Origin of the sequence: Streptomyces sp. NPDC050388 (assembly GCF_040655635.1) — a bacterium.
In the GTDB taxonomy this organism is placed as follows: domain Bacteria; phylum Actinomycetota; class Actinomycetes; order Streptomycetales; family Streptomycetaceae; genus Streptomyces.
This window is the reverse complement of the sequence record NZ_JBFAKH010000108.1, coordinates 1-19,800: the sequence shown is the minus strand read 5'-3', so window position 1 is coordinate 19,800 and position 19,800 is coordinate 1. Positions and strand designations below refer to the sequence as shown.

Sequence of the window (19,800 nt, the reverse complement as noted above, 5' to 3'; positions counted from 1 at the left end):
CGGGCGTGTCCCCCGGGGGGGGGGCCCCCCCCCCCCGGGGCGCGGGGGCGGGGCGGGCACCCGGCACCGCCTCTCGGACGGCCGTCGCCGCCCGCCGTTCAGCCGACGGTCGTCACCGTCCCGGCGCCGACCGTGCGACCGCCCTCGCGGATCGCGAAGCCGAGCCCCGGCTCCAGCGGCACCTCGCGCCCCAGCCGCACGGTCATCGTCACCGTGTCGCCGGGCCGGGCGACCGCCACCTCGCCGAGGTCGAAGTCGCCGACGACGTCCGCGGTGCGGATGTAGAACTGCGGCCGGTACCCGGTCGCCACCGGTGTCGTACGGCCGCCCTCCCGGGCCGACAGCACGTACACCCGCGCCGTGAAGCTCCCGCTGGGCACCACGCTGCCCGGGGCGGCCACCACGTGCCCGCGTCGCACCGCGTCCCGCGGCACCCCGCGCAGCAGCAGCGCCACGTTGTCCCCGGCCTGTGCCTCCTCCATCGGCTTGCCGAAGGTCTCCAGGCCGGTGACCACCGACTCCAGCCCGGCGCCGAGCACCTCGACGCGGTCGCCGGGGCGGACCGTGCCGCGCTCCACCGCGCCGGCGACCACGGTCCCCCGACCGGTGATGGTGAGCACGTTCTCCACCGGCAGCAGGAACGGCGCGTCCACGTACCGCGTTGCGTGGCGCCATCGACCATGTTCTTGACCCATGTGGAATGCGCACCCGGTCATAATGATGACGCGGGGACGTCCCCGCCGACGGGAGGGGACGACGGTGCAAGAGATCGACCTGTACCTACGCAAGAGCAAGATCGTTCGCGAGGGCACGGAAGCGCTCACGTTCAAGACCCAGGAGGACCGGGGCCGGGCATGGGCGGCGCGCCATGACTACATGGTCCGGCACGTCTGGAAGGACAACCTGTCGGCGTGGACCGACACCAGGCGGCCGGACTTCGACAAGGCGCTGGCCGCCCTGAAGCGGGGCGAGATTCCCGCCCTCTGGTGCTACGCCGTCGACCGCTTCAGCCGACGCGGCGCCGGGGCCGTTATCGGCCTCCTCGACGCGGGTACCCGGTTGGTCTTCGACTACGAACGTCTTGACTCGGCAGACCCACGTGACCGTGCGCGGATCATTATTGACGCCGAGCGAGCCAAGTCCGCTTCGGACCTCATGTCGCACCGCGTGAAGGACACGAAGCAAGGGCAGCGCAAGCGCGGGGAATGGTTGGCCGCCACGCCGTACGGTCTCACGAAGGACACGGCCGGGAAGCTGCACCACGGGGAACACTGGCCGGTCGTGGTGCGCATCTTCGAGGAGGTAGCCGCCGGGTACTCCGCGCGAGCTGTGGCCGCACGCCTCAACGCCGACGGCGTCCCGTCCGCTCGCGGAACTGGTTGGGGCGCGTCGTCGGTCCGACGCATCATCGCCAACCCCGCGTACGAAGGCTGGCAAGTCGTCGCCAAGTCACGCCAGCACACGTGGCCGGTGGCTTACCGGGACGCGTCCGGCGCCCGTGTGCGCGTGTTCGCGGACGGCGTCGAACCGGTCCCCGTCGACCTCGCCGAACTAGCCCGGCGCGTTCAAGCCGGGCACCAGCGAGGAGCGTTGGGGACCCGCGTCGGACGAGCGAGCAACCTGCTGACGGACTTGCTCCGCTGCGCCGGATGCGGGGCGAAGATGCCCAGGTCGGGACGGTCGTACGTGTGCGGTGCGCACTCGTCCGGGAAACCGTGCCCGGCACCTGCGTCGGCGATGATGGACAAGATTGAGGACTACATCGTCCAGCGTTGGCACGAGGCGATGTCGACGGGTGACATGCGCGACCCGTTGATGCTCGCGGTCGCGGAACGGTGGGCGGCGCTCACCCAACCCGAAGAGACCGAGGAGGCACACGAGGCGGAAGCCGCCGTGAAAGCCGCTGAAGCGGCCATCGAGCAGCTGGCCAACGACCGGGCGGCGGGGCTGTACGCAGGCGCGATGGGGAAGCACTTCCCGCGTCTCGTCGCTGAAGCCGAAGAGACCTTGCGAGCGGCCCAGGCCCACGCCGCAAGTTTCACTCAGGGTGTCCTGGACGTGTCGGCGTTCGACGACGTGATGGTGCTGGTGGAAGCGTGGGCGGCGGCGGATATGCCGTTGCGCCGGGACCTGCTACGGGTGGCCATCGAGAAGATCACAGTGCGCCAACGCACGGCTGTCCGGCGCGGGGCTCCTTTCGACGGCGACGCACGGGTGACGATCGATTGGGCCACTCCGGCATAAACGCACTGCTCGCCGACCGACAGCAGCACGGGCACCCCTCCGGGCAACGGACCCCGGCGGTTCAGTCGGCGGGCCCGCTGCCCGGCACCCCGGCGTTCCGGCCGCTGTGACGCCCATGAGACGCCCATGAGACGCACACTACGGCGACCGGACATATTCGTCGGTTAATGTCACCGAATGCTCGATGCCACCGACCGCTCTGGGGGCACCGCGACGGTCTCTCCCCGGGCCATCGCCACGGAACTCACCGCTGCCGCCGTCTCCGTCCCCACGGCCGCCCCCGCGTCGGCGTCCGTGCTCCCGCCCGTGCCCGCCACGGGTCTCACCGCCCGCTGCGCCAGAGCCCTGCTGTCGCCCTGGTCGCGGCTGTCCCTGCTGGTCGTGCTGCTCGCCTCCGCGGCCTCGGCGATGCTGCTCCTGGAGCCGCAGAAGCTGCTGACCGACGGCTGGCCGCCGCAGCTCGGCGGAGCCGCGGCGGTCGTGGCGTACGCGGTGGCCTACGGGGTGTGCACGGTGGCGTTCGTGCCGCGACCGCTGCTGAACCTCGCCGCGGGCGCGCTGTTCGGCAGCCAGCTGGGGCTCGGTGCCGCCCTGTCCGGCACGGTGCTCGGCGCCGGGCTGGCCTTCTGCCTCGGCCGTGCACTCGGCCAGGACGCACTGCGCCCGCTCCTGCGGGGGCGCTGGCTGAAGGCGGCCGACGACCAGCTGAGCCGGCACGGCTTCCGCTCGATGCTGGCGGCTCGGCTCTTCCCGGGGCTGCCGTTCGCCGCCTCGAACTACTGCGCCGCCGTCTCCCGGATGGGCCTGCTGCCGTTCCTGCTGGCGACGGGACTCGGCTCTATCCCGAACACCGCCGCCTACGCCGTCGCCGGCGCCCGCGCCTCGGCACCGACGTCCCCCGCCTTCCTGATCGCGCTGGCCTGCATCACCGTGCCGGGCCTGCTGGGCGCGGTGATCGCGTGGCGCAAGCGGCGCCGACTGCGCGGCCGTTGACGCCTCCGGCGCCCCGGGAGGATCCGCCGCCGCCACGTCACGGCCGTTTCGGCACCATCGCGTCGGCTTCAGGGACCGAAGGCCCGTGCGACACCTGGCGTCGGGTTCGTCATCTTGGGGCGCTACGCTTCGACCCCGGCACGCCTGATCACCGCACACCGTGCTTCGGCGCGCCTGTCACCTTTTTCCGTTTTTCCCACGATCGGCACTTGGACACCGCTGCCTCATGTCTTGGTTCGAATCTCTCATCCTCGGACTCGTCCAGGGGCTGACCGAGTTCCTTCCCATCTCCTCCAGCGCGCATCTGCGGCTGACCGCGGCCTTCTCCGGTTGGGAGGACCCGGGCGCGGCCTTCACCGCGATCACCCAGATCGGTACGGAAGCAGCCGTGCTCATCTACTTCCGCAAGGACATCGGGCGGATCCTGTCGGCCTGGACCCGCTCGCTCACCGACAAGGAGATGCGTCGGGACCACGACGCGCGGATGGGCTGGCTGGTCATCGTCGGCTCGCTCCCGATCGGTGTTCTCGGTCTGACGCTGAAGGACCAGATCGAAGGTCCGTTCCGTGACCTGCGGCTCACCGCGACCATGCTGATCGTCATGGGCATCGTCCTCGGTGTCGCCGACCGGCTGGCGGCGCGGGACGAGAGCGGCGGCCGGCACCGCACTCCCAAGCAGGGCAAGGAACTCAAGGACCTGACCGTCAAGGACGGCCTGATCTACGGGTTCTGCCAGGCCCTGGCGCTCATCCCGGGTGTCTCCCGATCCGGCGCCACCATCAGCGGCGGCCTGTTCATGGGGTACCGGCGTGAGGCCGCGGCCCGCTACTCCTTCCTGCTCGCGATTCCCGCGGTGCTCGCCTCCGGACTCTACGAACTGAAGGACGCCACCGACGGCGGTCACGTCACCTGGGGCCCCACGATCTTCGCGACGGTCGTCGCCTTCGCGGTCGGGTACGCGGTGATCGCGTGGTTCATGAAGTTCATCTCCACCAAGAGCTTCATGCCGTTCGTCTGGTACCGCATCGCGCTCGGCGTCGTCATCATCGTCCTGGTGACCACGGGAGTCCTGAGCCCGCACGCGGCGGAGTCGTCGGGCTGAGCGCCCTCACGGGGGACGTGACCGAACCCATACGGGACGGGTAGCCGTCCGGTAGCGCGCTGTCAGTGCGTGGCCCTAGGCTGGTCGGCATGTCCCCCGATTCCCCGCCCCTTGGTTCCGTGCGGTCTGCCGCTGAGGTCAACGAGCACATCCGAGCACTGTGGCTGCGCGCGGGCGGATCCCTGTCGGCGCAGGAGCGCGCGGAGTACGAGCTCCTGGTGGTCGAGTGGGCGGCGGCGATCCGGGGCCACGTCGTCAAGGCGGCCTGAGCCCTCGCCGCCGCCCCACCACCACCCGCGCACCGGAACGCGCGCTTCAGCGCCCGCCCGCCACCCGCAGCACCGCCCCCGTCGTGTATGAGGCATCCGGCGACATCAGCCAGGCGACCGCCGCGGCGATCTCCTCGGCCCGCCCCGGGCGGCGCAGCGGGACCGCGGCGGCGACCTCCCACGCCCGGTCCGGGGCGCCCATGGCGGCGTGCATGTCCGTGTCGATCACGCCCGGGGCGACCGCGTTGACACGGATGCCGACCGGACCGAGTTCCTTCGCCAGCCCGACCGTGAGGGCGTCGACGGCGGCCTTGGTCGCCGCGTAGTGGACGTACTCGCCGGGACTGCCGAGAGTGGCGGCCCCCGACGAGATGTTCACGATCACCCCCTCGCCCCGGGGTGTCATCAGCTGTGCGGCGCGACGCGAACACAGCAGTGTCCCCATGAGGTTGACGTCGACGACCCGGCGCACGGTCGCGGTGTCGACCTCGGTGAACCGCCCCAGCGGCCCGGTCACCGCGGCGTTGTTCACCAGCCCCGTGACCGGCCCCAGTTCCCGCTCCGCCACGTCGAAGAGGCGGTCGACGTCCCCCTCGTCGGCGGTGTCCCCCCGCACGGTGACGGCCCGTGCCCCGGCCGCCCGCACCCCGGCGGCCACGCTCTCCGCGGCCGAGGCGTCCCGCACGTAACCCACCACCACGTCGTGCCCCTCCCCCGCGAGCCGCAGACAGGTCGCGGCCCCGATCCCCCGGCTACCACCGGTGACCACGGTGACGAGACGTTTCATGAAGTCCTCCTGGTCTGGAGCCCGAACCGAAGATCCCCAGGTTCCCAGACCCGCGGGAACCTCCTCGTGGGGATACGAATGTCCGCGCCCACCCCTTGGTTCCGGGCCCGCCTTGGCCGAGCCGTTGGAAACAGCCGATGACACAGCGTGCGGAGCTTGCGACCGTGAGGGACCGGCTGGCCGACCGGCCGTCGGCGGGGGTGGTCACCGAGTCCGCGGTGGCGGCCGACGACCAGGACCCGGAGGCGTACCGAGGGCTGTTCACCGCGGACGGGCGGGCCGGCTACCGCTCGGCCGGCGGCATCGAGGGCGACGCCGGGAAGGTGGCGGCGTGGCTCGCGGAGAGCCCGCGGGCGTTTGCCGGTGCGGCAGTACCTGATCGTGAACCGGCGGGTGCGTTTCGGGGTATGGGAGCGGGACACCGGCGACACGGCTCGGGTGCAGGCCGACTGCGTCAGTCCGAGGGGCACGGCGGGGGCCGACGGCGGGCCGGCCGCGCCGGACTTCGTGTGCGGGGGGGGGCGGTACGCGTTCACGATGCTGCGCACGGACGACGGCCGGCGGTTGCACGAAGTGGTCGTGCGGGAGAAATGGCGGCGCCCACCCGGCCGGCCGACGGCACCTGTGGTCCACCGAGCCCGACGCGCCCTGTCCCGGATCTTGCCCGGGACGCACACTGGAGGCACACCCGGGACAGGGAGGCGCCGTTGAAGTCGTCCGGCCACTGGCTCGTCTCCCCGTGGCGGCGCTCGGTCGTCGCCGCGGGCGCGGGAGCCCTGCCCGTCCTCGCCTTCCCCGCCCCGTCCCTGTGGTGGTTCGCCCACGTCGCGCTGGTGCCCTGGATTCTGCTGGCGCGTTCCGCGCCCACGGGCCGCCGCGCCGCGTACGACGGCTGGTGGGGCGGGTTCGGTTTCATGTTCGCGATGCACCACTGGCTGCTGCCGAACCTGCATGTGTTCACGTTCGTCCTCGCGGCCCTGCTGGGCGCGCTGTGGGCGCCCTGGGGGTGGCTGGTGCGACGGCTGCTGGGCGGGGTGCCGTCGCGGGGGAGGGCCGGGGCCGCGCTGGTCGTGCTGCCCTCGGGCTGGCTGGCCGTCGAGCTGGTGCGTTCCTGGGAGGCGCTGGGCGGCCCCTGGGGCGTGCTCGGTGCGAGTCAGTGGCAGGTGGGCGCGGCGCTGCGACTGGCGTCGGTCGGCGGGACCTGGCTGCTCAGTTTTCTGCTGGTGGTGCTGAACGTGGCCGTGGCCGTGCTCCTCGTGGTGCGGCGGGCCCGGGTGCCTGCCGTGGCCGCTCTGGTCGTCACGGGCGTGGTCACCTCCGCCGCGTGGGCGGGGATGCCCCTCCCGGACGCCGACGGCCGGGCCAGGATCGCGGTCGTCCAGCCGGGGGTCGTCTCCGGGCCGGACAGCGCGGACCGTCGCTTCGACCGCGAGGAGCGGCTCACCCGGGAGCTCGCCGGCCGGGACGTCGACCTGGTCGTCTGGGGTGAGAGCAGCGTCGGTTTCGACCTCGGTGCCCGGCCCGACCTGACGCGACGTCTTGCCGCGCTGTCGCGTGCGACGGGCGCCGAGCTCCTGGTCAACGTGGACGCGCGCCGCTCCGACCAGCCCGGCATCTACAAGAGTTCGGTGCTGGTCGGCCCGGACGGACTCACCGGTGACCGGTACGACAAGATGCGGCTGGTTCCGTTCGGGGAGTACGTCCCGGCCCGTTCCCTGCTGGGCTGGGCCACCTCCGTCGGCGAGGCGGCGGGCGAGGACCGCAGGCGCGGTTCGGAGCAGGTGCTGATGGACGCGGGGAGCGGGCTGCGGATCGGCCCCATGGTCTGCTTCGAGTCCGCGTTCCCGGACATGAGCCGGCACCTGGCCGGGGACGGCGCCGATGTGCTGCTCGCCCAGTCGTCGACGTCGACGTTCCAGCAGAGCTGGGCACCCGGGCAGCACGCCTCGCTCGCCGCGCTGCGCGCCGCCGAGACCGGCCGCCCGATGGTGCACGCGACGCTGACCGGTGTGTCCGCAATCCACGGCCCGGACGGCGCGCGCGTGGGCCCGTGGCTCGGCACGGACGCGAGCGCGGCGCAGGTGTACGACGTCCCGCTCGCCCGCGGCACCACGCCCTACGTCCGCTTCGGCGACTGGCCGCCGCAGGCGGCGCTGCTGGTGCTGGGCGTCTGGGGAGCGGCCGAGGGCATACGGACCCTGCGGCTCAGGCGGCGGCCCGCTCCCGCACCGCACGCACCACACGCTCGCACAGCTCATGGGTCGCCAGCGCGTCCCGGGCGCTGAGCGTCCTGCCCTCGCCCACCGCGTCGAGGAAGGCGAGCACCGCCTGTTCGATGCCGCGCTGCCGGGCCACCGGCACCCAGTCCCCGCGCCGCCGGACGGTGGGCTGGCCCTTGTGGTCGATGACCTCGGCCAGGTTGACCACCTGCCGTTTGCTGTCCTGGCCGGAGACCTCGAGGATCTCCTCGGCCGAACCGCTGAGCCTGTTCATCACGCCGAGCGCGGTGAATCCGTCCCCGGCGAGCTGGAGCACCACGTGGTGCAGCAGTCCGCCCCCGGTGCGGGCCCGCACGGTCACGTCGTCGATCGGCCCGGGAACAAGGAAGCGCAGGGTGTCGACGACGTGGATGAAGTCGTCGAGGATCATCGTGCGCGGCTCCTCCGGCAACCCGATCCGGTTCTTCTGCAGCAGGATCAGCTCACGCGGGTGGTCGGCGCACTGCGCGTAGCCCGGGGCGAAGCGCCGGTTGAAGCCGACGGCGAGGCTGGTGTTCCGCTCCTCGGCGAGGGACACGAGCCGCGCGGAGTCGGCGAGTTCGTAGGCGAGTGGCTTGTCGACGTAGGTCGGTACGCCCGCCTCGAGCAGCCGGGTCACGATCTCCGGGTGGACCTGGGTGGGGGCGTGCACGAAGGCGGCGTCGAGATCCTGGGCGAGCAGGGCGTCGAGGTCGGCGTGCCGCTGTCCGCGCGGCAGGTGGAGGTCGTCGGCGACCCGGGTGAGTGTCGCGGGCGTACGGGTCTGCAGGTGCAGCTCCACGCCGGGCCGGGTGGCGAGCACCGGGAGGTACGCCTTCTGCGCGATGTCGCCGAGTCCGATGCAGCCGACCTTCACGGGGTGTTCTCCTCCAGCGGGTGTCCGTCGCGGGTCCGGTCCGCGGTCCGGTCTCGGTCCCGGTCCCGGTTGTCGTCCGCGGCGCGGGCCACGTCCTCGTGTGTCGAAAAGGATGCCGGAAAGGATACGGCGTCCGCCGCCGGGGGCCGCCAGGCGGCGATGTCGTCGAAGCTCCGCAGGAGCAGCGCCGGTCCGGCCTTCGACAGCGCGGCGATCGCGGTGTCGCGTACGGCGATCCCGGCGCGGTTGGTCATCATGCTCAGGCGGGCCGCCCGCACCGCCCGGCGGGCGATGGCGGTGGTACGGGGCAGCCGGGCGGCGGTGTAGGCGGGCAGGTCACCGGAGTGGTGAGCGAGGGTGACCGCGTCCTCGACGGCCTGGTTGCCGCCCTGGCCGAGGGTGGGGGGCATGGCGTGCGCGGCGTCGCCGACCAGGGCGACCCGGCCGTGGTGGTAGGCGGGCAGCGGCTCGGTGATGTGGTGGACGTCGTGCCGCAGCACGTCCTCGGGGCGGACGGCGGCCAGTACGGCGGGGATCGGGGCGTGCCAGTCGCCGTAGCGGCGCAGCAGTTCGGCGCGCTCGTCGTCGGGGGCGTGCTGCCCGGCGGGGGCCAGGGCCGCGGCGTACGCGTAGACGAGGCCGTCCTTGAGCGGATGGGTGCCCCACAGGCGGCCCCGGCCCCAGGTCTCGTGGGAGGCGAACCGCACGCCGGGCAGCGGGATCACCGTCCGCCAGGTGGTGAAGCCGGCGTACACGGCCCCGGGATGGTCCGGGAAGAGCAGGCGGCGTACGGCGGAGTGGACGCCGTCGGCGGCCACCACCAGGTCGGCCTCCAGCTCGCCGTCGGGGGTGCTCACGCGGGCGGGCCGGGCGGGGTCGCCGGGGTCGCCCGGATCGAGGAGGTGCGCGGCGGTGGCCGTGCGGACGGTGTCCGGTGGGAGCAGCCCGGCCAGCCGGTCGATGAGGGTGGCGCGGTGGAGCAGGACGAGGGGCCCGCCGAAGCGCTCGGTGGCGGCCGCCGCGCCGGTCCGGGAGAGCCAGCGCCCGCCGGGTGCGCGCAGGCCCCCGTCGCCCTGCCAGGCGGACAGCGCCCGGACGCCGTCGCCGAGTCCGATGACGTCCAGCCCGCGCAGCGCGTTGGGGGCGAGGGAGATGGCCGCGCCGACCGGCTCGAGTGAGCCGGCCCGTTCCAGCACGGTCACCTTCACCCCGCGCCGGTGCAGGGCGGCCGCCGCGGTCAGGCCGCCGATCCCACCGCCGATCACTACGGCTTTCCCCATCACCTGTGCCACGGCTCCTCCTCGGTTCCGCTGCTCCTCGGGCTGTCGGCCTGTCGGCTTCAAGACCCCGATGACTACAGCTGTAGTCATCCCGGGGCCGACTGTACTACGGCTGTAGTGCCGAGGGTAGCTTGACCCTCATGTCCGTACGCACCGCAGGCGCCCCCCGCGCCGACCTCGTCGCCGACGCCGCTCTCGCCCTGCTCGCCGAGCGCGGGATGCGCGGCCTCACCCACCGTGCGGTCGACCGGGCGGCCGGACTCCCCCAGGGCTCCACCTCGAACGTGGCGCGCACCCGGCAGGCGCTGCTGGAGCTGGCGGTACGACGGCTCGCCGAGCGGGAGGCACGCGTCCTCGCACTGCACGAGATGCCGGACCCGCGGGCCGGGACCGACTCGTTGCTGGACGCGATGGCGCTGGCCACCCACCGCGCCCTGACGCGTCATCGCGAACTGACCCTCGCCCGCTACGAACTGGCCCTGGAAGCGACCCGCCGCCCCGAGCTGCGAGCCCACTTCGACGCGGCCGGCGCCCGGTTCCGCGACCAGCTCACCGGCCTGGTCGTCGGGCTCGGCTCCACCTCCCCGGACCGGCACGCGCTGTCGCTGATCGCCTGGGCCGACGGACTGATGTTCTCCTGCGTGGCCGGGTCCTTCAGCGCGCGCGTGCCGACCCTGGACGAGGTCCGGGCGGACCTGCGGGAACTGCTGCACGGGATGCTCGCCGCCTGAAAACGTGTGGCGCGGGGCGTCGCCCGCAGGAAAGGATGCGCCCATGACAACCGAGCGCCGTGAACCCGCCACCACCGCCGACGAACGCCCCATGCTGGAGGACTGGCTCGAGTACCACCGCCAGACCCTCGCCCACAAGTGCGAGGGCCTGACCGACGAGCAACTGCGCACCGCCTCGGTGCCGCCGTCCGACCTGTCCCTGATGGGGCTGGTACGGCACATGGCGGAGGTGGAGCGCCACTGGTACCGCAAGGTGCTCGCGGCGGACGATCCCGGCCCGATCTACTGCAGCGAGGCCGACCCGGACGGCGATTTCCACCCCACCGAGGCGGACACCTGGCAGGAGGCTCACGCCACCTGGCAGACCGAGATCGACATCGCCCGGCGCAACTCGGCCGGCGTCTCACTGGACGACCTGGCCAAGGGCAGGCACCGCAGCGGCAAGCAGTTCAACCTGCGCTGGATCCACATCCACATGATCGAGGAGTACGCCCGTCACAACGGCCACGCCGATCTGATCCGCGAGCGTCTCGACGGCACCACCGGCGACTGACGTCATCCCCGGCACACCCGTGACCCCCCGAAAGGGGGCGGAGATCACCCGTGCGGGGGATCCTCCGCCAGTCCACCGTCCCCCGGACGGTCAAAGCCAGCAGAGTGACGCGAGTGCATCGAAAGACGACCACTGCAACGCTTCTGGTGACCGTGGCGGTCACGGCTCTCGCGGGCTGCGTGACGGTCCAGCGTCCCCCTGTGGCCGGCCCGCCGGCAGGCGTGTCCCACCCGGCGGCGCCGCACCTGGACGGCAGGGCACGGACACAGGTCGTTCAGGCGCCGGCGCGCGAGGCCCTGGAAATGATCGCTCCGTCCCGGCCGACGGATCCGCCCGCGCCCCCCTCGCAGCGCGCCACCCCCGCCGCACCCGTGCCCGTACCGGAGCGGACCGCGCCGTCCGATGTCCGCGACCGACGGGTCGCCCCCGCCCGCCCGGCCGACGGAAGGACCGCACCGCCCAGAAGGCCCGCCCCGGATGCCTCCGAGGCCTCGGAGAAGGTGCGCCGCGACCTGCGGGAGCGGGCGGACATCTGTGCGCTGGGCAGGAAGTACGGCCAGTGGCAGGCGGACAGCCCGCAGTCGGCCATCTGCGAGGAGGCCTACGGGCGTTGACCGGCCCGTCGGCACCGTGTACGGCCGACGGAACCCCGGACCTCGGAGCACCCTAGGGACGCCCCCTCGGCGGCCCCCACCCCCCGGTCTCCCCCTCCTCGCCCGCCGCACCCACCTCGCCCAGGAGGAGTTCCATGCTCCGGATGGCGGCCCGGACCTTGTCGCCGTAGCGGTCGGCGGCGAGGGTACGGGCTGCTCCGCGGGCCCGGCTGAGGTGGGTGCGGGCAGCGTCGGGGCGGGCGAGACGGACGTAGTCGGCGGCGAGGTTCAGGTGCAGGGACGGGTAGAGGGCCCGCAGGGCGGGGGCGCCCTCGTACCCGGCGGGGCGGGCGTCGGCGTCCTCTTCCGCTGCCGCCAACGCCCTTAGGTCCCAGGCCAGTTCGTCCCCGGGGTCGTCCTGGGTGTCCGCCAGGTAGTGGGCCAGTGTGCAGCGGTGCAGGGGATCGCCGTGCTCGCCGATCTCCGCCCACAGAGCGAGGAAACGGTGCCGGGCCTCCACACGGTCCCCCGCGTGGTGCAGCATCACCCCCTGCCCGATCCGCGTCAGCACTGCGTCCGGCGCCGCCTGCCCCTGCCGTTTCGCCACCATGCCCTCCGCACCGCTCGCCGGCTGTCCCTGCCGACGCTACGGCAGGCAGGGACGATCCAGATCGAGCCGCTCCGGGTCGCCCCGTGACACCTCGCGCCCCGAAGGACGTCAGCCCAGGTTCGGGATGGTCCAGTCGATCGGCTCGTGGCCCTGCGCGGCCACCGCCTCGTTGATCTGCGTGAACGGACGGGATCCGAAGAACTTCTTCGCCGACAGCGGCGACGGGTGCGCCCCCTTGACCACCGCATGCCGGCTCTCGTCGATCAGCGGCAGCTTCTTCTGCGCGTAGTTGCCCCACAGCACGAAGACCGCCGGATCGGGCCGGTCGGCCACCGCGCGGATGACCGCGTCGGTGAACCGCTCCCAGCCCCGCCCCTTGTGCGAGTTGGCTTCGCCGCCGCGCACCGTGAGCACCGCGTTGAGCAGCAGCACACCTTGCTCGGCCCACGGCATCAGATAGCCGTTGTCCGGGACGGGCGTGCCCAACTCGGCGTGCATCTCCTTGTAGATGTTCCGCAGCGACGGCGGGATCCGCACCCCGGGCCGCACCGAGAAGCACAGACCGTGTCCCTGGCCTTCGCCGTGATAGGGGTCCTGACCGAGGACCAGGACCTTCACCTTGTCGTACGGCGTCGCGTCCAGTGCCGCGAAGACCTCCTCGCGGGGCGGGTAGACGGGACCCTTCGCCCGCTCCTCCTCGACGAACTCGGTCAGCTGCTCGAAGTAGGGCTGCTGCAGTTCGTCACCCAGAACCCCGCGCCAGGACTCGGGCAGCATGGCGATGTCGGTCACGTCAACGTCCTCACGATCGTGGTCACTTCCAGGCCTCGAAACCTACAGGTGACCACTGACAACCGCCTTCCCCACCGGCCCCGGCCCGGCCCCGCAGCCGGTTCCTACCAGCTGGTCTTGCGGGAAAGCTGCCACACCATCATGATCGTCGACGGATCCAGCGCCCGCTCGGCGCCCGAGATGTCACGGCTCGCCGCCACGTACTGCCGACCCTGCCACAGGGGCAGCAGCCGGGCGTCGTCCAGGAGGATCTGCTGGGCCGCCTCGAAGTCCTTCACGACGTTGCCCCGGTCGCTCTCCCGGCGGGACCGCGGCAGCAGCACATTGCTGATCTCATTCGCCTCGTAGGGCGTGCCGAGCGCGTTCTGCTTGCCGACGAAGGGGGCGATGAAGTTGTCGGCGTCCGGGAAGTCGGGGGACCAGCCGCGCCCGAACACCGGGTACTCCCCCTTCTGGTAGCCCGTGACGTACGTCTTCCAGGGACGGCTCTTGAGGGTGATCTCGAACAGCCCGGAAGCCTCCAGCTGACGCTCCAGCTCCTTGAACTCCAGCCTGGTCTCGGAGCCGTAGCGGTCCGTGGTGTACCAGAAGGTCAGCGGCACCGGCTCGTTGATGCCCGCCTCGGTGAGGATCTTCCGGGCCTTGTCGACACTGGGCTCGCCGTAGTCGTCGAAGAAGCCGGTGGTGTGGCCGGTGAGCCCCTTGGGGACCATCGAGTACAGCGGGTCGACGGTGTCCTTGTAGATCATGTGCGCGATCGCCCCGCGGTCGATGATCTGGGCGATCGCCCGGCGCACCGGTTTCTTGCCGGCCCACGGGTCCTTCGGGTTGAACACCAGGTAGTTGATGCTGTTCCCGGCGCCTTCCACCAGCTGGAGCTCCTCCTTCTTGGAGGCCTGACCCTGGAGTTCGACGACGTCGTCCGCGGCGAGACCGCGGTAGGTCAGGTCGATCTGTCCCTCGCGCAGCGACTTGACCATGGTGACGGAGTCCTGGAAATAGCGGATCGTCACGGCACTGTTCTTGCGGTCGGCGAAGCCCTCGTAGCGGTCGTTGCGGACGAGTCGGGCCTCCTTGCCCTCGTCGTACGACTGGAGGGTGTACGGCCCCGAGCCGACGATGCCGGACTGCTCGCGCAGGGCGTCGGCCGGGTAGGCGTCCGGGGCGACGATCGACATGGCCGGCGTGGCGAGCACGAACGGGAACGTCGCATCGGGCTTGTTGAGGTGGAAGACCACTTCACGGTCGCTCGGTGCCTGCACCCGTTCGAGGCTGCCCAGCAGCCCGGCCGGGCCGCCGTTGACGTTGATCTTGCGGATCCGGTCGATGGAGTGCTTGACCGCCTTGGCGTCGAGGGCGCTGTCGTCGGAGAACTTCAGGCCCTCACGCAGCTCACAGCGGAACACCTGGTGGGAATCGTCGGAGAATTCGCAGCTCTCGGCTGCGTCCGGCTGGGGTGTGCTGGCGCCGACCGGGTAGCTCAGCAGCGTCTGGTAGACGTTGCGGAACAGTTCCCAGGAGTTGTCCCAGGAGGCCGCCGGGTCCAGCGTTCTGGGCGAGCTGGTGGTCCCCAAGACGATCGGCCCTTGGTCGTCCGGGGTGTCGGACGCCAGTACACCGCATCCGGCCAAGGACGATATCGACGCGATGGACGCGATGACCGCCACCCCTCGCAGGCATCGATTCCGCTTGAACACGCGCACACTCCTCGATCTGCCGTCCCAAGAGTCGGCAGACGATACCGCGGTATTCCGCTCTGTGGCCCTCCCCCGTACGCTCGTTGAGATCAACTCGTTGTAGATGATGTTGTCACTCTGCGTTGACTACGTTGTCAGCGGTCCACTTGTCTTCGAAAACACCGGTACGGGCGCCGTTTCGTCAACGGACGCCCGTACCGGGATCCTTATGGCTCGGCCTCGTCGATTCAGCCCTGGGCCGTCCGGCGGATCATGCCGGCGACGCGGCCGACGCGGTCTCAGCCCACGCCTGCGTTCAGGAAGATGCCGCCGTCGACCACCAGCGTCTGGCCGGTGACCCAGTCCGCCTGGTCCGAGGTGAGGAACGCGGCGGCGCCGCCGATGTCGGAGGGCACGCCGAGCCGGCCCAGCGGGTAGGCCGCGGCGGCCTCCTCCTCCCTGCCCTCGTACAGTGCCTGGGCGAACTTGGTCTTCACCACGGCCGGGGCGATCGCGTTGACCCGCACCCCGGGCGCGAACTCGTGGGCCAGCTGCGCGGTCAGGTTGATCAGTGCCGCCTTGCTGACGCCGTAGGCGGCGATGAAGGGCGAGGGAGCGATGCCCGCGACGGAGGCGATGTTGACGATCGCTCCGCCGTGGTCCTTCTGCCAGGCGTGCCAGGTGCGCTGGGCGAAGCCGAGCGCCGAGATCACATTGGTCTCGAAGACCTTGCGCGCCACGTTCAGGTCGAGGTCGGCGATCGGCCCGAACACCGGGTTGGTGCCGGCGTTGTTGACGAGGTAGTCGATCCGGCCGAAGGCCTCCATCGTCCGCTCGACGGCGATGGCCTGGTGCGCCTCGTCGTGCGCCTTTCCGGCTACACCGATGACCCGGTCGGCGCCCAGCTGCTCGACGGCCTCCTTGAGGGTGTCCTCGTTGCGGCCGGTGATGCAGACGCGGTCGCCGCGTGCGACCAGCGCCTCGGCGACGCCGTGGCCGATGCCGCGGCTGGCGCCGGTGACCAGGGCGACCTTGCCCGAGAGTTCCACTGAAGTCATGTCCCGTGATTCCCTAGTCGAGCGGTCCGCCGGCCACGTACAGCACCTGGCCCGAGACGAATCCGGCGGCCTCGCCGGTGAAGAAGGCGATGGCGTTGGCGATGTCCTCCGGCTCGCCGACGCGGGCGACCGGGATCTGGGTGGCGGCGGCGGCCTTGAAGTCGTCGAAGCCCATGCCGACGCGCTCGGCGGTGGCCTTGGTCATCTCGGTGGCGATGAAGCCGGGGGCGACGGCGTTGGCCGTGACACCGAACTTGCCGAGCTCCTTGGCGAGGGTCTTGGTGAATCCCTGCAGACCCGCCTTGGCGGCGGAGTAGTTGACCTGGCCGCGGTTGCCGAGGGCGGAGGAGGAGGACAGGTTGACGATGCGGCCGAAGCCGGCGTCCACCATGTGCTTCTGGCATGCCTTCGACATCAGGAAAGCGCCCCGCAGGTGCACGTTCATGACGGTGTCCCAGTCGGCGACGCTCATCTTGAACAGCAGGTTGTCGCGCAGCACACCCGCGTTGTTGACCAGGATGGTCGGCGCGCCGAGTTCCCCGGCGATGCGTGCGACGGCGGCCTCGACCTGCGCCTCGTCCGAGACGTCGCAGCCGACCGCGAGAGCCTTGCCACCGGCGGCGGTGATCTTCTCGACGGTGTCCTTGCACGCGCCCTCGTCGAGGTCGATCACGGCGACCGCGTGGCCCTCGGCGGCCAGCCGTACGGCGGTGGCGGCGCCGATACCGCGCGCGGCACCGGTGACGACCGCGACCCGCTGCTGCTCAATGGTGGACATTGCTGCTTCTCCTCGCCCTTGGGATGCGGCTCCTGCGGTCCGCCCCGTCAGTGAGCGACCGCTTAGTACCTTCAGCAGACGTGACGCTAGAAGCCCTGGCACCCGGTGTCAACGGCACATCCTGCTGTGTGATCCATTCCCCGGCCGCCGCCCCCCGAACGAACCGTGCCCCGGTCGGCGCCGTCCCGCCCCGGGGCCCCGCCCGTGCCACCCGATCGGCCTACGGCTGCGCGTCCCGGTGCGGGTGCTCTCCTGCGACCTGTCCGGCGGATCAGGTCGCAGGAAATCGGCGGCGCCCATCGACGCAGGTGAGCGGGGGCTGATGCGTCCAGCCGCACGGCGGAGGAGGGCGTCGACGCGGCGCGTCGATGAGCGACGACAACGCCGCGGACGAACGTGCCGGCCCACCGCGTCTGCGGGTTGATCCGCCGGACAGGCCCTAGCGTCGAAGCGCGAGCCACTCACGGCCGGAGCAACCACTCACGGCCGGAAAGGAGGCGCTCCATGTGCCGTCGCACCGGTGTTCTCGGCATACTGATCGCGCTCGCCGCGACCGTGCCGTCGGCCCACACCGCTCACGCACAGGATCTGAACTGCCGGGACTTCACCCACCAGGAGGAGGCGCAGGCCCTGTTCAACCTGGACCGGAGCGATCCCAACGGACTCGACGAGGAGCAGGGCCCGGACGACGACATCGCCTGCGAGGCGCTTCCCCGCCGGGGCGACCCCGTCACTTCCTCCACCAGCTCGCCCCGGCCCGCGCCCACCACCGCGACTCCCGTCGCGGCCCCCACCGTCCCCGTGACGCCCACGGCCCCCGCGGTGACGCCTCCGGCTCCCACCGCTCCCGCCCCGATCGCGCCCACGCGGGGTGTGGAGGGCGGGCTGGGCGGCGCCTCGGACACCGGGCCGAGCGACTGGGACATCGGAATCGGCCTGGCGTTCGCGGCGGGTGCCGCCGCCGCGGCCGGCTACGTGGTGAGGCGCCGTCGGCGCTGACCCCCGGACCGGCACCCGCCCACAAGGGTGTCGCCGGTTCAGCGCACGAGCAGGTCGAGCAACCGCTCCACCTCGGCCGCCGGGTCGGCGGTGAGCCCGGTGTGCACGGGCCCGGGCTGGACGACGGTGGAGCGGGGCGCGACCAGCCAGCGGAAGCGCCGCCCGGCGTCGTCCCCGGCGGCCTGGCCCGCCGCCTCCCCACCGGCGCACACTCCCTCGACGGCACGCAGCGCGGCCCGTACACCGGCCAGGTCCACGTGCGGGTCCAGGGCCAGCAGCCGGGACTCGTCGAGATGGGTGCGTGCCCCGACGAACGCCTCGTGACGGCAGTACACGAGTACCCCCGCGTTGACGCGCTCGCCGCGCTCGACGCGCGGTACGACCCACAGCAGCGCGTATTCGAAGACGTGCCGGTCGCTCACTCGTCCTCCCCGAGGCCGTGGACGCACTGGTGGACGGTGGCCGCGCGGGCGAGCAGGGGTCGGGCGTAGGCCCGCCGGAGCTCGTCCGGGCTGTCGAATCCCGGCTCGTCCACCAGCCATACGTCGGGAATCTGTGCGGTGACCTCGCCGAGCAGGTCCTCGGTGACGCGGGGCGCGAGGTCCGCCGCCGCGGCGGCCACATCCGGCGCGAAGGTCTTCAGGGCGTGGTCGGAGGCGTCGTAGGGGCGGGCGGCGGACGCTTCGACACCGGGCCAGTTGTGGTGCCAGATCATGGTGGCGCCGTGGTCGATCAGCCAGAGCTCGCCGTGCCGGCTCAGCAGGTTGGGGTTGCGCCAGGACCGGTCGACGTTGTTCACCAGCGCGTCGAACCAGACGACCCGCCCGGCCTCTTCGGAGCTCACCTCGAAGGCGAGCGGGTCGAAGCCGAGCGCGCCGGAGAGGAAGTCCATGCCCAGATTGGTGCCCCCGCTGGACTTGAGGAGTTCCTGGACCTGTTCGTCGGGCTCACCCAGCCCCAGCACCGGGTCGAGTTCGACCGTCACCAGACGCGGCACCCGGAACCCCAGCCGTCGGGCGAGTTCCCCGCAGACGACCTCTGCGACCAGGGTCTTGCGCCCCTGCCCCGCACCGGTGAATTTGAGGACGTAGGTGCGGAGGTCGTCCGCCTCGACCAGTCCCGGCAGCGAGCCTCCCTCGCGCAGGGGCGTGATGTAGCGGGTGGCGGTGACCTCGGTCAGCATTTCGCCAGGCTACGCGATCCCCTGACCTTGCAAACCATGACCTACCCAAGATCCCCGTGTTCCGGGGAGTCGGCCACGATCAGCCCTGGGGAGAATCCGGGGAGCTCCGGCCGGCGCACCGATCCCCCTGCTCCCCGAGCAGTCCGTCGATCCCGGTGCGCCCCTTGCTCCCGGCCTCCGGCATGAAGTGAGCATAGTAACTGTCAATCCCCTCGCCCCGCCTCGTGCCAGCATGGCCATTGGTAAATGAGCTCGGCGACAGGTGGGGGGTGTTTCTGCGGGCGGTGTGGAGCTGCTGCAGCCCCACACCGAGCTGAAAGCCGGCAGTTCCTGGGCGGCCGGCCGGTGCCGTCTGCCGGGCACGGGTGCGAGCACGTGGTGGTGGAGGCGCGTGTGGGCGGTGAGTTTGGCGGCCCGGCGTTCGGGGCCCATGGTGGCCCGGTCGACTTCCATGAACGCCCGCAGCATCGACCCGTCGCCGCGCACCGTCTCGTGGGAGGCGATCACGCCGCGTTCGAGCATCAGCTCCTCGGCCTCGCGGAAGTGAGCGGGAAGCGGACGTACCGCCACACGCAGTGGGAGATGATCTCGACCGGGTACCGGTCCCCCTGGTTCGACGGCGGCGCGCTGTCCACGGACGGTCCCCCTCCACCATGATCAACCCGAAGATCATCCCACCCGGTCAGCCACCGTGACAGCACCCACGGACATGCTGCCCGCCATGGCCATCGCCGCCCGGCCGCCCGCCGACCACCCCGACCGGCTGCTCGCGGAGGGCCCGGAGGCCTCGCTCGGCAAGGCCCTGATCCGCCACATCCGGCTGCGTGCCGCCGTCACCACGGCGGCGGCCGCGGCCGCCTGGATCGTCGCCCGGGCCACCGGCACCCGGGGGCGCGCCGACACGGTCGCCCTGGTCGCCCTGGTGACCTCCCAGCTGTTCCAAACGCTCCAGGACGCGGGCCGGGATCCGGTGGTGGCCGCGGCCGCGGTGGGGTCCCTGGTGGTGCTGGGCGTGGTGGTGAGCGTGCCGGGGCTCAG

General features: G+C 71.9%; 20 protein-coding genes and 3 pseudogenes. 11 read left to right on the top strand and 12 right to left on the bottom strand.

All coding sequences use genetic code 11. The annotated features are described in order from the left end of the window. Positions 1–98: 98 nt before the first annotated feature. Positions 99–659: pseudogene (locus AB0I73_RS35905) on the bottom strand (EF-Tu/IF-2/RF-3 family GTPase); the annotation flags it as partial. Between the two features lie 100 nt (positions 660–759). Here AB0I73_RS35905 and AB0I73_RS35900 point away from each other — a divergent pair. The 4 genes from AB0I73_RS35900 to AB0I73_RS35885 all read left to right on the top strand — a co-directional run bounded on the left by AB0I73_RS35900 (position 760) and on the right by AB0I73_RS35885 (position 4,608). Beyond that, on the top strand, positions 760–2,244 hold the full coding sequence (locus AB0I73_RS35900; RefSeq protein WP_363044598.1) for a recombinase family protein: 1,485 nt from the start codon (positions 760–762) through the stop codon (positions 2,242–2,244). Positions 2,245–2,421: 177 nt separating this feature from the next. Further along, complete coding sequence (locus AB0I73_RS35895; RefSeq protein WP_363044596.1) at positions 2,422–3,237, top strand: VTT domain-containing protein; 816 nt, start codon at positions 2,422–2,424, stop codon at positions 3,235–3,237. A gap of 226 nt (positions 3,238–3,463) precedes the next feature. Beyond that, the gene (locus AB0I73_RS35890) at positions 3,464–4,339 is read left to right on the top strand and encodes an undecaprenyl-diphosphate phosphatase (protein ID WP_109381067.1); all 876 of its coding nucleotides are present in this window, start codon (positions 3,464–3,466) and stop codon (positions 4,337–4,339) included. An 89-nt stretch (positions 4,340–4,428) separates the two neighbouring features. Next, a complete protein-coding gene (locus AB0I73_RS35885; protein WP_363044593.1) occupies positions 4,429–4,608 on the top strand; it encodes a hypothetical protein in 180 nt (59 codons plus the stop codon). Positions 4,609–4,654: 46 nt separating this feature from the next. Here the strand turns inward: AB0I73_RS35885 and AB0I73_RS35880 are convergent, their stop codons facing one another. Beyond that, complete coding sequence (locus AB0I73_RS35880) at positions 4,655–5,395, bottom strand: SDR family oxidoreductase (RefSeq protein WP_363044591.1); 741 nt, start codon at positions 5,393–5,395, stop codon at positions 4,655–4,657. A 137-nt stretch (positions 5,396–5,532) separates the two neighbouring features. On the opposite strand from AB0I73_RS35880, the pseudogene AB0I73_RS35875 reads away from it, so the two are divergent. Then, a pseudogene (locus AB0I73_RS35875) lies at positions 5,533–6,025 on the top strand (nuclear transport factor 2 family protein); the annotation flags it as partial. Between the two features lie 77 nt (positions 6,026–6,102). Beyond that, positions 6,103–7,680 (top strand): apolipoprotein N-acyltransferase, encoded by a 1,578-nt coding sequence (lnt, locus tag AB0I73_RS35870; protein WP_363044589.1) that lies wholly within the window; start codon positions 6,103–6,105, stop codon positions 7,678–7,680. Here the strand turns inward: lnt and AB0I73_RS35865 are convergent. Both AB0I73_RS35865 and AB0I73_RS35860 read right to left on the bottom strand, forming a co-directional pair. Beyond that, positions 7,601–8,509 carry a Gfo/Idh/MocA family oxidoreductase gene (locus AB0I73_RS35865; protein ID WP_363044587.1) on the bottom strand — a complete coding sequence of 303 codons (909 nt, stop codon included), beginning with the start codon at positions 8,507–8,509 and terminating at the stop codon, positions 7,601–7,603. The two genes, lnt and AB0I73_RS35865, sit on opposite strands and share 80 nt — an antisense overlap. Continuing rightward, positions 8,506–9,789, bottom strand: coding sequence for an FAD-dependent monooxygenase (locus AB0I73_RS35860; RefSeq protein ID WP_363044600.1), 1,284 nt, complete (start codon positions 9,787–9,789; stop codon positions 8,506–8,508). Before AB0I73_RS35860 ends, AB0I73_RS35865 begins: the two co-directional genes overlap by 4 nt. Positions 9,790–9,929: 140 nt before the next feature. Between AB0I73_RS35860 and AB0I73_RS35855 the strand changes: the two genes are divergently transcribed. The 3 genes from AB0I73_RS35855 to AB0I73_RS35845 all read left to right on the top strand — a co-directional run bounded on the left by AB0I73_RS35855 (position 9,930) and on the right by AB0I73_RS35845 (position 11,687). After that, positions 9,930–10,520, top strand: coding sequence for a TetR/AcrR family transcriptional regulator (locus AB0I73_RS35855; protein WP_363044585.1), 591 nt, complete (start codon positions 9,930–9,932; stop codon positions 10,518–10,520). 43 nt (positions 10,521–10,563) lie between these two features. Next, a complete protein-coding gene (locus tag AB0I73_RS35850; RefSeq protein ID WP_363044583.1) occupies positions 10,564–11,073 on the top strand; it encodes a DinB family protein in 510 nt (169 codons plus the stop codon). 113 nt (positions 11,074–11,186) lie between these two features. Further along, positions 11,187–11,687 (top strand): hypothetical protein, encoded by a 501-nt coding sequence (locus tag AB0I73_RS35845; protein ID WP_363044581.1) that lies wholly within the window; start codon positions 11,187–11,189, stop codon positions 11,685–11,687. Between the two features lie 52 nt (positions 11,688–11,739). On the opposite strand, the gene AB0I73_RS35840 is transcribed toward AB0I73_RS35845, so the two are convergent. The 5 genes from AB0I73_RS35840 to fabG form a co-directional block, all read right to left on the bottom strand. Continuing rightward, the gene (locus tag AB0I73_RS35840) at positions 11,740–12,276 is read right to left on the bottom strand and encodes a hypothetical protein (RefSeq protein WP_363044579.1); all 537 of its coding nucleotides are present in this window, start codon (positions 12,274–12,276) and stop codon (positions 11,740–11,742) included. A gap of 108 nt (positions 12,277–12,384) precedes the next feature. After that, positions 12,385–13,068 carry a uracil-DNA glycosylase gene (gene ung / locus AB0I73_RS35835; RefSeq protein WP_363044577.1) on the bottom strand — a complete coding sequence of 228 codons (684 nt, stop codon included), beginning with the start codon at positions 13,066–13,068 and terminating at the stop codon, positions 12,385–12,387. A 104-nt stretch (positions 13,069–13,172) separates the two neighbouring features. Beyond that, positions 13,173–14,765, bottom strand: coding sequence for an ABC transporter substrate-binding protein (locus tag AB0I73_RS35830; protein ID WP_363044575.1), 1,593 nt, complete (start codon positions 14,763–14,765; stop codon positions 13,173–13,175). 278 nt (positions 14,766–15,043) lie between these two features. Continuing rightward, a complete protein-coding gene (locus AB0I73_RS35825) occupies positions 15,044–15,802 on the bottom strand; it encodes an SDR family oxidoreductase (protein WP_363044573.1) in 759 nt (252 codons plus the stop codon). A gap of 13 nt (positions 15,803–15,815) precedes the next feature. Beyond that, positions 15,816–16,580, bottom strand: coding sequence for a 3-oxoacyl-ACP reductase FabG (fabG, locus tag AB0I73_RS35820; RefSeq protein ID WP_109381079.1), 765 nt, complete (start codon positions 16,578–16,580; stop codon positions 15,816–15,818). A gap of 504 nt (positions 16,581–17,084) precedes the next feature. Between fabG and AB0I73_RS35815 the strand changes: the two genes are divergently transcribed. Beyond that, positions 17,085–17,579, top strand: coding sequence for an excalibur calcium-binding protein (locus AB0I73_RS35815; RefSeq protein WP_363044571.1), 495 nt, complete (start codon positions 17,085–17,087; stop codon positions 17,577–17,579). A 38-nt stretch (positions 17,580–17,617) separates the two neighbouring features. Here AB0I73_RS35815 and AB0I73_RS35810 read toward each other — a convergent pair whose 3' ends face one another. The 3 genes and pseudogenes from AB0I73_RS35810 to AB0I73_RS35800 form a co-directional block, all read right to left on the bottom strand. Next, positions 17,618–18,001, bottom strand: coding sequence for a DUF3037 domain-containing protein (locus AB0I73_RS35810; RefSeq protein ID WP_363044569.1), 384 nt, complete (start codon positions 17,999–18,001; stop codon positions 17,618–17,620). Continuing rightward, positions 17,998–18,762, bottom strand: a complete 765-nt coding sequence (locus AB0I73_RS35805; RefSeq protein WP_363044567.1) for a HipA family kinase — start codon at positions 18,760–18,762, stop codon at positions 17,998–18,000. The genes AB0I73_RS35810 and AB0I73_RS35805 overlap by 4 nt, the downstream gene beginning before the upstream one ends. A 480-nt stretch (positions 18,763–19,242) precedes the next feature. Next, positions 19,243–19,397: pseudogene (locus AB0I73_RS35800) on the bottom strand (IS6 family transposase); the annotation flags it as partial. Positions 19,398–19,453: 56 nt separating this feature from the next. On the opposite strand from AB0I73_RS35800, the gene AB0I73_RS35795 reads away from it, so the two are divergent. Then, positions 19,454–19,800: cation transporting ATPase C-terminal domain-containing protein (locus AB0I73_RS35795; protein ID WP_363044565.1), on the top strand; the 347-nt coding region annotated here is incomplete at its 3' end.

Coding starts and splice junctions, on each gene's coding strand:
- AB0I73_RS35850 (WP_363044583.1), top strand. CDS start 10,564: ATGACAACCGAGCGCCGTGAACCCGCCACCACCGCCGACGAACGCCCC.
- AB0I73_RS35880 (WP_363044591.1), bottom strand. CDS start 5,395: ATGAAACGTCTCGTCACCGTGGTCACCGGTGGTAGCCGGGGGATCGGG.
- AB0I73_RS35895 (WP_363044596.1), top strand. CDS start 2,422: ATGCTCGATGCCACCGACCGCTCTGGGGGCACCGCGACGGTCTCTCCC.
- AB0I73_RS35855 (WP_363044585.1), top strand. CDS start 9,930: ATGTCCGTACGCACCGCAGGCGCCCCCCGCGCCGACCTCGTCGCCGAC.
- AB0I73_RS35860 (WP_363044600.1), bottom strand. CDS start 9,789: ATGGGGAAAGCCGTAGTGATCGGCGGTGGGATCGGCGGCCTGACCGCG.
- AB0I73_RS35890 (WP_109381067.1), top strand. CDS start 3,464: ATGTCTTGGTTCGAATCTCTCATCCTCGGACTCGTCCAGGGGCTGACC.
- AB0I73_RS35825 (WP_363044573.1), bottom strand. CDS start 15,802: ATGACTTCAGTGGAACTCTCGGGCAAGGTCGCCCTGGTCACCGGCGCC.
- fabG (WP_109381079.1), bottom strand. CDS start 16,580: ATGTCCACCATTGAGCAGCAGCGGGTCGCGGTCGTCACCGGTGCCGCG.
- AB0I73_RS35840 (WP_363044579.1), bottom strand. CDS start 12,276: ATGGTGGCGAAACGGCAGGGGCAGGCGGCGCCGGACGCAGTGCTGACG.
- AB0I73_RS35805 (WP_363044567.1), bottom strand. CDS start 18,762: ATGCTGACCGAGGTCACCGCCACCCGCTACATCACGCCCCTGCGCGAG.
- AB0I73_RS35815 (WP_363044571.1), top strand. CDS start 17,085: ATGTGCCGTCGCACCGGTGTTCTCGGCATACTGATCGCGCTCGCCGCG.
- AB0I73_RS35885 (WP_363044593.1), top strand. CDS start 4,429: ATGTCCCCCGATTCCCCGCCCCTTGGTTCCGTGCGGTCTGCCGCTGAG.